Origin of the sequence: Psychromonas sp. MB-3u-54 (assembly GCF_002836415.1) — a bacterium.
Classification (GTDB): Bacteria; Pseudomonadota; Gammaproteobacteria; order Enterobacterales; family Psychromonadaceae; genus Psychromonas.
The window spans coordinates 1-10,093 of sequence record NZ_PJBP01000150.1 but is presented as its reverse complement, the minus strand read 5'-3'; the positions used below and the strand labels follow the sequence as shown (position 1 = coordinate 10,093).

9 protein-coding genes are annotated in these 10,093 nt (G+C 42.0%); 6 read left to right on the top strand and 3 right to left on the bottom strand.

Features of this window, described 5'->3' with window-relative positions; genetic code table 11:
- Window positions 1-388 precede the first annotated feature (388 nt).
- The 6 genes from CXF72_RS11360 (at window position 389) to CXF72_RS11335 (ending at window position 7,917) form a co-directional block, all read left to right on the top strand.
- Window positions 389-1,240, top strand: coding sequence for a DnaJ C-terminal domain-containing protein (locus CXF72_RS11360; RefSeq protein ID WP_101039135.1), 852 nt, complete (start codon window positions 389-391; stop codon window positions 1,238-1,240).
- 374 nt (window positions 1,241-1,614) lie between these two features.
- On the top strand, window positions 1,615-2,397 hold the full coding sequence (gene amrB / locus CXF72_RS11355; RefSeq protein ID WP_101039134.1) for an AmmeMemoRadiSam system protein B: 783 nt from the start codon (window positions 1,615-1,617) through the stop codon (window positions 2,395-2,397).
- The gene (amrA, locus tag CXF72_RS11350; RefSeq protein WP_101039133.1) at window positions 2,375-2,968 is read left to right on the top strand and encodes an AmmeMemoRadiSam system protein A; all 594 of its coding nucleotides are present in this window, start codon (window positions 2,375-2,377) and stop codon (window positions 2,966-2,968) included. The genes amrB and amrA overlap by 23 nt, the downstream gene beginning before the upstream one ends.
- Before the next feature lie 149 nt (window positions 2,969-3,117).
- Window positions 3,118-4,518, top strand: a complete 1,401-nt coding sequence (locus tag CXF72_RS11345; RefSeq protein WP_232784963.1) for an MFS transporter — start codon at window positions 3,118-3,120, stop codon at window positions 4,516-4,518.
- Window positions 4,519-4,687: 169 nt separating this feature from the next.
- Complete coding sequence (locus tag CXF72_RS11340; RefSeq protein WP_101039131.1) at window positions 4,688-5,998, top strand: citrate synthase; 1,311 nt, start codon at window positions 4,688-4,690, stop codon at window positions 5,996-5,998.
- Between the two features lie 140 nt (window positions 5,999-6,138).
- Complete coding sequence (locus CXF72_RS11335; protein WP_101039130.1) at window positions 6,139-7,917, top strand: ABCB family ABC transporter ATP-binding protein/permease; 1,779 nt, start codon at window positions 6,139-6,141, stop codon at window positions 7,915-7,917.
- Between the two features lie 334 nt (window positions 7,918-8,251).
- On the opposite strand, the gene rplQ is transcribed toward CXF72_RS11335, so the two are convergent.
- From rplQ to rpsD, 3 genes are all read right to left on the bottom strand, one after another.
- Window positions 8,252-8,632, bottom strand: coding sequence for a 50S ribosomal protein L17 (gene rplQ / locus CXF72_RS11325; RefSeq protein ID WP_011770891.1), 381 nt, complete (start codon window positions 8,630-8,632; stop codon window positions 8,252-8,254).
- A gap of 37 nt (window positions 8,633-8,669) precedes the next feature.
- Window positions 8,670-9,656: a DNA-directed RNA polymerase subunit alpha gene (locus CXF72_RS11320; protein WP_101039128.1), complete on the bottom strand. Its 987-nt coding sequence runs from the start codon at window positions 9,654-9,656 to the stop codon at window positions 8,670-8,672.
- 25 nt (window positions 9,657-9,681) lie between these two features.
- Window positions 9,682-10,093, bottom strand: a 412-nt coding sequence (gene rpsD, locus CXF72_RS11315) for a 30S ribosomal protein S4 (protein WP_101039127.1), incomplete at its 5' end; no start/stop codon positions are given.

The window sequence follows — 10,093 nt, the reverse complement described above, 5'->3', positions numbered from 1 at the left end:
TTCAGTATTTTCGCTTGGCAGTCACTGTATACAATACATTATTAATTATGACCGAAAAAAGCAGTAGATGCATTTTAAATTATGCTTAGATTAATTTAGCCTTTTTATTGTGGCAATGAAAAACACTGCACCAGATTCACTGCAACTAAGTTATAATTGCGTTTTCTAGCAGGTATATATACCCAAACTACTTGAAGATGCTGATTCAGAGTGTCTCGCGAACGCTGGAACAAAGAGTAAAATGACCTTTCGAGCGAATCTCCCGAAGGGCAAGGCCAGAAATGATGATCGATGTTGTAGAAGCCGTTGATTTAGAATAACGAGATGATCGACCTTCTGCCTGTATCTTCAAGTGATTTGGGTATAATAATAATTTTGAGAAATAAACATGTCAAAACGTGATTGTTATGAAGTGCTTGGTGTTGATAAAAGCGCAACAGATGTAGAAATAAAAAAAGCGTATAAAAAATTAGCGATGAAATTCCACCCGGATCGTAATCCTGGTAATCCTGCCGCACAGGATAGTTTTAGAGAAGTAAAATCTTCCTATGAGATCCTTTCTGATCCTGAAAAAAAACAGGAATATGATGATTTTGGTCATCAGGCATTTGATCCCAGCCACCGTCCAAATTCTGGTTTTAATCGCCATGATGGATTCGGGCAATCTTCAGGTGATTATAATGATATTTTTGGTGATATGTTCAGGCAACGCCATCAGCCAAGACCTGAAAAGGGATCTGATTTACGCTACCGTATAACACTCACGCTGGAAGAGGCCATTAATGGTTGCCAGAAAGAGGTTAAACTCCCTAATACAGAACAATTTCTAAAGGTGACTCTGCCCGCCGGTATTGATGAGGGGCAAAGTGTTCGCCTTACAAATAAAGGTAATCCGGGAACCTTAGGTGCCGCAAATGGTGATTTACTCGTAGAAATTAACCTTATTAAGCATGCGTTATTTGAGCGGCAGGGAAATGACTTATATTGTTCAATACCCGTCTCCTTTCCAACGGCGGCATTAGGCGGAACGATAGAAGCACCGACCTTTGATGGACATATCAGCTTTAAAATACCTAAGGGTACACAAGCGGGACGCAAATTTCGCATTAAAGGTAAGGGCATAACGGCAATGAAAAATGCGGTTAAAGGTGACTTGATTTACGAAGTTGTCATTAATACGCCAACAACCCTCACTGAAGAACAGGAAAGTTTACTGACTGAGTTAGCTAAGACGTTGTAAATTTATTATATTTAATGGTACTAGCATCGACACGGATGACTTACCTGATGTATTGCGGGAAGGGATTTTCCTTCTCGCATTTTTTATTTACCAACCGTATCGTTATAACTAAGCCACTGCCTTCGAGTGATTCTGTAATACACAAGTTTTAATCTCATCAGTAAGTCCCCACCGGTTTTAAAGCGCAAAAATTTTTAAAAACAGCAAGTTGGGGGTGTTAATAAATGTTTTTTCCGTTTCCCATTTGCACTCTTGTAGCAACTTTCGATTTAAAAAATAATTTTTATCTGTTCATTTCATGTTTGACTATACTTATCAGATAGTCTCAATCAGCTTTGTACCTATCCGTAATATGGCTGTTTGTGGAGGTGTGTATGAAATACAGAATCGCGGCAGTTGCGGGCAGTTTTTATCCCGCTACTGCGGAGCAAATTGATCAACAGCTTAGTGTTTTTTTAAACGCACCGAGCGAGTCTACTATCCAGGCAAAAGCATTAATTGTACCGCATGCGGGTTATTGTTATTCCGGTGCGGTTGCCGGTTACGCCTATTCTTACCTTAAAAATATTACGTATTATATTCACCGCGTTATTTTACTCGGGCCCAGTCATCGTGTTGCTTTGCAAGGTTGTGCTCTTTCCAACTGTGATTGTTTTACTACGCCACTTGGGTCTATACCAATTGACAAAGGATCTTATACTCAACTCCTGCAGGAAGAACTGGTAACCATCGACGATCAAGCGCATTTGTTAGAGCACTCATTAGAAGTACAACTGCCATTTTTACAACGAGCTTTACACGATTTTGAGCTGGTACCAATAGTAGTAGGGCAGTGTTCAGAGCAAGATGTCAGTAGAATTTTAGCAATATTACAGGTTGATGAACCGGGCACATTGGTCGTGGTAAGTTCAGATCTTAGCCATTATCATTCTTACCAAGAAGCTCAACTTCTAGATGACAGGACCATTCAACATATTTTAAATTATGAGTATAATTTAAAAGGTGAAGATGCTTGCGGTTGTTATGCCATTAATGGTTTGCTGAGTTATGCCAAAAAACAGCACTGGGCTATTAAGTTGCTTAAAAAAGCCAACTCAGGGGATACTTTGGGCAGTAAAAAAGAGGTCGTTGGTTATGCCAGTTTCATCTTATATTAGTCTAAGCCATGAAGCGCAGGCAGAGCTTAAGCAATTGGTTTGGCAAGTGCTCGCTAAGGCCGTTTACGATCGAACCATGTTACAACCTGCACCTCCAAAATCAGCTGAATTGTTAGTGCCTAGCGCTTGTTTTGTTACTTTATATGCAGATAAACAGTTGCGTGGTTGTATTGGTACTTATGGGGTAGAAAAATCACTGTGGCAAAATGTCTGTGATTATAGTTATTACAGTGCCTGTGAAGATCGTCGCTTTGAACCTCTGCAAAAAAGGGAACTGCCGGATTTGAGTTTTGAAATATCAGTTCTGTCAGCACTTCAGCCTTTAGAAAATGAGGGTGAGCGGGCATTAGTCGAGCAGTTGCGAGTTGGTATTGATGGATTATTATTAAAAGATTCATACCACAGCGCGATATTTTTACCCTCGGTATGGTCTTCTTTAAAAACAGCTGAAGAGTTTGTGGACGCATTGAAAATAAAAGGCGGGTGGTCCCAAGATTATTGGCGTGAGGATATCAAAATATTTCGCTTCGAGACCTTTGTGATTGAAAGTGTACTGGATTGTTCTGCTTGATAGTCGCTGTGGGTATAAGCATTTCAGTCTCTCTTTATTGAGTGTTCACTTAAACTTATCTCTTCTTTGCTATTAACTTGGTTGTTCACTCTTCTATGCTTAATTCTCGATCAGACACTGCAGCGCAATTAGTTTCAAAAAAGAACTTTGTGCATATTTTTTCGATCGTTTTTTTACCTATGTTATTGGCTGCCGTTGATCAAACGTTATTGGCTACGGCAACCCCCGCTATTGTCAATGAATTAGGGGCGATGCATTTAGCATCCTGGATCATTATTGGTTATTTATTGGCAATAGCAGCTTCGGTGCCCATTTACGGTTGGTTAGGGGATCGTTTCAATCGCCGTAATATGCTGATTGTCGCCTTAATTATTTTCTCACTCGGTTCAATTATTTCTGCATTGGCGCAATCAATGACTATATTGGTTGTCGGGCGGGTAATACAAGGTCTCGGTGGCGGGGGATTAATGAGTTTATCCCAGGCATTAATTGGTGAATTTGTACCTCCTCGCCAACGCGCCAGATTTCAGGGGTATTTTGCTTCATTGTTTGCTGTTGCAAGTATTGGTGGTCCCGTGATCGGCGGTTTTGTTGTTACTTACCTTTCGTGGCAGTGGTTGTTTTGGGTAAACATTCCGGTTACTATTTTTGCTGTTTCTCGTTTAATGTCTTTAACCACAACAAAATCAACACGCCATAAAGGGAAAGTTGATTGGACTGGTTTGATCTTATTTCCAATCATGATGACCTCGCTTATTTATTGGTTAACCTCCGGTGGGCATGGCTTTGCATGGTTATCTTTAGAAAGTATCATGATTCTTGGTGCTTTTATGTTACTGACTATGGTCTTTCTAATCCAACAAAAAAAAGCACTTCACTCTTTTTTACCGCTAACATTGTTATACAAAAAAGAAATTTATATTCCATTAACCTCCACTTTTTTATTTGCAGCCTGTTTATTTGCATTAATCTTCTTTTTGCCCATTTATCTGCAAATTGGCTTTGGCACAAATGCATCAACCTCTGGTTTATTATTATTACCCCTTACTATAGGCACTATTATAGGCGCTTATACGACAGGTAAAATAATTTCCAAAACGGGGGTGCCGAAGTGGATCCCTGTGGTTGGCATGAGCATTACTACGATAGCTTTTCTGTTACTAGGCTTACTACCACCGGTGCCCGCGTTGATCGCCGGATTAGGGTTTTTCTGCGGTATCGGACTGGGAACGGTCATGCCTTCTACCCAGCTGTTAATTCAATCGATTGCGGGTCGGGAAAATTTAGGACGAATAATTTCCATGGCCTCATTGTCCCGCTCGCTTGGTGCATCAATGGGAACTGCGTTATTTGGTGCTTTGATTTATGGGTTAATTCCGAATTTTAATCGAAATTCGGGCATAGAATTTTTATTAAATAGCCCACGGGAACATATTATTAATGCTTTTCAAATAGGCTTTCTTGTTGCTGCGATTATTGCCTTTTGCTGTGCTATTAATGCCGCTCGGGCACCTAGAATCTCTTTGGATGATTTAGGAGATGATTGGTAGCATTTATGGTCTGCATACTGTGCCCAAGAGGTTATAGCCTCTGTAGAAGACCTTAATCTTTTCTTTTTTTAGTTATCTTTCGCTGGTTGAAAAGTAATCAGAAGAAGCTAAACTTTAAGCTATCTAACAAAATTGGTTCCTTAGAAATTGCATAAGAGGGAGTAATATTATGAAGGCACAGAGTCTAACCATTACCGATAACCGTACCGGTAAAAGCTACGAAATTCCTATTCAATACGGCACCTACCCTACCTACGGCGCATCCATTAGTGCGCTTGATCTCCGGAATATAAAAACCTCTGAACAAGACTTTGGCCTGTTAACCTATGATCCTGGTTATACAAATACCGCTTCCTGTAAAAGCAGTGTGACATTTCTTGATGGCGAAAAGGGCATTCTTCGTTATCGAGGTTATCCCATTGAGCAATTAGCAGAAAAAAGTACTTATTTGGAAACCGCGTATCTGCTCTTAAACGGTGAACTGCCTGACAAAACTCAGTTAGCGGGGTGGCAGACAGATATTATGGAGCATACTTTTGTACATGAAAATATCAAGAAATTGATCGACGGCTTTCATCATGAGGCACACCCTATGGGGACATTGATCGGCACAGTAGGGGCGTTATCAACGTTTTACCCTGATGCTAAAAATATTCATGATCCAGACTGCCGGGACAGTCAAATTTGGCGCTTAATTGCCAAAATGCCGACCCTTGCAGCATTTGCTTATCGTCATAGTCTTGGACTGCCTTATGTCTACCCCGATCAAAGTCTGTCTTACATTGGTAATTTCATGAATATGTTATGGAAAAAAAGTGAACTGCAATACCAGCCAAATCCGATTTTAGAAAAAGCCATTGATGTGCTTTTTATTCTGCATGCGGATCACGAACAGAATTGCAGTACTAGCGTAATGCGCGCGGTGGCAAGCTCCGAGAGCGATCCTTTCTCAGCGACCTCTTCGGCAATAGCTGCATTATATGGGCCTTTGCATGGCGGTGCGAACGAGGCAGTATTGCATATGTTAGCGGAGATAGGTTCTGTCGATCGTGTACCTGAGTTTATTAACAGGGTAAAATCTGGCGAAGTGAGCCGTTTGATGGGATTTGGTCATCGTGTCTATAAAGAGTATGATCCTCGCGCAAAAATTTGTAAAACATTGGCAAATGAAGTTTTTTCAGTAACGGGTGTCAATCCGTTACTGGCTATTGCTCTGGAACTGGAGAGAGTTGCACTGCAGGATGACTATTTTATCTCCCGTCATCTCTACCCTAATGTTGATTTTTATTCCGGCTTGATTTATCAGGCAATGGGATTCCCCGTCGGGATGTTCCCCGTTCTGTTTGCCATTGCGCGTAATGCTGGCTGGTTGGCACAGTGGAAAGAATTCCTTGTCGATCCGGACCAAAAAATAGCCCGGCCCAGACAAATTTATTGTGGCAGTGAAGCGCGAGATTATATTGCAGTCGATAAGCGTTAAAAGCAGCGCTTATGTGCAACTCCGGCGGGTTTAAATAAAACCCGCCAGAGTCTCTTATTCGCTAATTTTTCATTATTTTACTGATAATCTGCTCGCAAGCTTCTATGATTGGGGAATTAACTTTTAATGGATGATCTTCAATGCGCGGCGGAAAATATACGGATCTACCCGATTCGATAAACTGGTCAGTTTTTAAAACACTTCTCCCTTATCTGGCCGAGTACAAGCTGCGTGTTTCTTTAGCATTATTGTGCTTAATCTTTGCCAAAATTGCGACCATTGGCCTGCCTTTTATTTTAAAGCACATAGTTGACGATCTTGACGGTGAAAAGCTGCAAATGATCGCCACACCTATTATGTTAGTTGTTGCATACGGGGTATTAAGGCTGGCATTAGTGTTATTTGGCGAGTTGCGCGATACGTTATTTGGCCGAGTAACCGAGCATACTATGAGGCGTGTGGGGTTAAGTGTTTTTAAACATTTACATCATTTAGATTTAGACTTTCATTTAAATCGGCAAACGGGCGGTTTATCACGGGACATGGAACGTGGCGTTTCGGGTATTAGTTTTGTGATGCGTTTTATGATTTTTAATATTATCCCCACTCTATTAGAACTTATTTTTGTGGTGGTTATTTTACTGGTTAATTATGGGCTTAGTTTTGCACTGGTTATTTTGCTTGCCGTCATTAGTTATGTCGCTTACTCGGTAAAAGCCACACAATGGCGAACCGAATTCATTCGCGAGGCAAATATTGCGGATTCGACAAGTAACAGTCGCGCTATTGATAGTTTGCTGAATTATGAAACCGTTAAGTATTTTGGTAATGAAGCCTATGAAGCTAAGCGTTATGATGCGGAACTCGCTAAGTGGGAGCAGGCAAAGCGAAAAAACCGCCTGTCGTTATTCACCCTCAACGGTGGGCAGGCTTTAATCATTGCTGCGGCAATGACTGCCATGATGACACTTGCCGCGCTACAGGTTAGCGCGGGCAGTATGACATTAGGAGACTTTGTCTTAATTAATGCCTTCACCATGCAAATTTTTATGCCCCTTAATTTTCTGGGTTTTGTCTATCGAGAAATCCGCGGCTCATTGGCTAATATAGAGCAAATGTTTACCTTATTAAGAAAATTACCTCGGGTTGAAGATTTACCCAATGCCGAGCAATTAATAATAACCAAGGGGGAAATTAGCTTTGAGGAAGTGGGCTTTTTTTATCAGCAACAACGAGACATTATTAAGCAGATCTCATTTATGGTAAAACCAGGTCAAAAAGTGGCGGTCGTGGGGGGAAGCGGTGGCGGAAAATCGACTTTAGTTAAATTGTTGTTCCGTTTTTATGATGTCACGGCGGGGCGAATTTTAATTGATGGTCAGAATATCCGTCAGGTGACTCAACAATCCCTGCGCAGGGCTATTGGTATAGTGCCGCAGGACACGGTTTTATTTAATGATACTATTCGTGAGAATATCCGCTACGGCAGGCCCGATGCGAGCGAGGCTGACATAGAGCATGCCATTGACTTGGCACACTTGCGCGGTTTTATTAATAGCCTGCCCGAAGGTGGAAAAACGCTTGTTGGTGAGCGTGGTTTAAAGTTATCCGGGGGAGAAAAACAACGGGTTGCTATTGCGCGCACTATTTTAAAAAAGCCGGCCATTTTAGTCTTTGATGAAGCAACTTCGTCGCTTGATAGTGTCAGTGAACAACAAATTATGAGTGCCATCAAAGAGGTATCTAAAGGTATTACTAGTTTAGTGATCGCGCATCGGTTATCAACTATCGTCGATGCAGATAATATTTTAGTGATCAAAGAGGGGCAAATAGTGGAACAGGGAAATCATCGGCAATTGATCGAGCTGCAGGGTGAGTATGCTGAATTATGGCAGTTGCAACAAATGGCTGACGGCTGACGGCTGTCGGCTATCGGCTATCGGCTGACGGCTGACGGCTATCGGCTGACGGCTGACCGCTATCGGCTGACCGCTATCGGCTATCGGCTGACCGCTGACCGCTGACGGCTGACGGCTGACGGCTTCGGCTATCGGCTGACGGCTATCGGCTATCGGCTGACGACTGACAGCTGACGACTGACGACTGACAGCTGACCGCTGACCGCTGACAGCTGACGGCTGACGGCTGACGGCTGACGGCTGACCGCTGACCGCTGACCGCTGACCGCTGAATTCCAGACACAAAAAAGCCGAACAATTGTTCGGCTTTTTTAATGTCGCTTTAAACTAAGATTTACTCTTCGTCTTCAGCAACTACTGGGCGGTCTACCAAAGTGATGTAAGCCATAGGAGCTTTATCACCGGTACGGAAACCACATTTAATGATGCTAGTGTAACCGCCTGGACGTGTCGCGTAACGCGGGCCCAATTCATTAAATAATTTTGCAACTGTTGCATCATCACGAAGACGAGCAAATGCTAAACGACGATTAGCAACGCTATCGGTTTTAGCAAGTGTAATTAATGGCTCAATTACACGGCGCAATTCTTTTGCTTTAGGCACAGTAGTTTTAATAACTTCGTGCATTGCAATAGAGATTGCCATGTTACGAAACATAGCCTGACGGTGGCTACTGTTTCGGTTAAGTTGACGTCCACTTTGACGATGGCGCATAACCTAATCCTTATAATTCGTTATTAGTGTGATTGGATTAATCTTCAATAAGACTTGCTGGTGGCCAGTTTTCCAGGCGCATACCCAGATACAGTCCACGTGAGACAAGGTCATCTTTGATTTCAGTTAATGACTTACGGCCTAAATTAGGCATTTTCAGCAGTTCAACTTCAGTGCGTTGTACCAAGTCACCAATATAGTAAATTGATTCTGCTTTCAAACAGTTAGCAGAACGAACCGTTAACTCTAAATCATTCACCGGGCGTAAGAGAATAGGATCAAACTCAGGTTTTTCTTCAACTTCAACAGGTGCACTTATAATGCGTTCATCAACAAATTCGTCTAGTTGTCCAGCTAAAATCATAGCTGCCTGACGAATTGCTTCTTCTGGCTCAAGTGTACCATCGGTTTCCATATCGATAACAAGTTTGTCTAAATTGGTACGCTGTTCAACACGAGCAGATTCAACACTGTAAGCGATACGCTCAACAGGGCTGAAAGTTGCATCGACGAACAAACGACCATTAGCAGACTTGTCTTCTTCACTATGGATACGTGATGAAGCTGGGACATAGCCGCGACCTAATTCAATTTTAATGCGCATACTGATTTCAGTATTGCCCGTTAAATGACAGATCACGTGTTCTGGATTGACTATCTCGAGATCACTATCGTGAGTGATATCGGCTGCAATAACAGGACCGGCCCCAGATTTAGTTAAACTAACTAAAACTTCGTTTTTACCTTCAAGTTTAACCGCTAAACCTTTAAGGTTTAGAAGAATCTCAAGGATCTCTTCCTGCACGCCTTCTTTAACGCTGTACGCATTTTGTACACCATCAATTTCGACTTCTGTTATTGCTGCACCCGGCATAGATGATAACAAGATACGACGCAGCGCATTACCTAAAGTATGACCAAAACCGCGTTCTAACGGCTCTAAAGTCACTTTAGCTCTGGTTGCATTTACTTGTTCAATACCAACTAAATTCGGTTTTAGAAAATCTTTTACAAAACCCTGCATTTTTGTCCTCTCATAGTAATTAACTTTACTTAGAGTAAAGCTCGATGATTAACTGTTCGTTAATCTCAGCAGATAAATCTGAACGTTCAGGTTGACGAGTAAATACGCCTTCCATCTTCGTTGCATCAACAGAAACCCAAGTTGGGATTTCACGTTGACCGGCGATTTCAAGTGCTGCGCCAATGCGTGACTGCTTTTTAGCTTTTTCACGAATCGCGATAACATCACTTGCTTTAACGTTAAAAGAAGGGATATTTACAACTTTACCGTTGACCAGTACAGCTTTATGGCTAACTAGTTGACGAGACTCGGCGCGTGTTGCACCAAAACCCATACGGTAAACAACATTGTCTAAACGGCCTTCAAGTAATTGAAGCAGGTTTTCACCTGTGTTGCCTTGTAAACGTGCCGATTCTTTGTAGTAGTTACGGAATTGT

Excerpts from the sequence above, each read along its gene's own strand:
- rplQ (WP_011770891.1), bottom strand. The coding sequence starts at position 8,632 with ATGCGCCATCGTCAAAGTGGACGTCAACTTAACCGAAACAGTAGCCAC.
- CXF72_RS11340 (WP_101039131.1), top strand. The coding sequence starts at position 4,688 with ATGAAGGCACAGAGTCTAACCATTACCGATAACCGTACCGGTAAAAGC.
- CXF72_RS11360 (WP_101039135.1), top strand. The coding sequence starts at position 389 with ATGTCAAAACGTGATTGTTATGAAGTGCTTGGTGTTGATAAAAGCGCA.
- amrB (WP_101039134.1), top strand. The coding sequence starts at position 1,615 with ATGAAATACAGAATCGCGGCAGTTGCGGGCAGTTTTTATCCCGCTACT.
- CXF72_RS11320 (WP_101039128.1), bottom strand. The coding sequence starts at position 9,656 with ATGCAGGGTTTTGTAAAAGATTTTCTAAAACCGAATTTAGTTGGTATT.
- amrA (WP_101039133.1), top strand. The coding sequence starts at position 2,375 with ATGCCAGTTTCATCTTATATTAGTCTAAGCCATGAAGCGCAGGCAGAG.
- CXF72_RS11335 (WP_101039130.1), top strand. The coding sequence starts at position 6,139 with ATGCGCGGCGGAAAATATACGGATCTACCCGATTCGATAAACTGGTCA.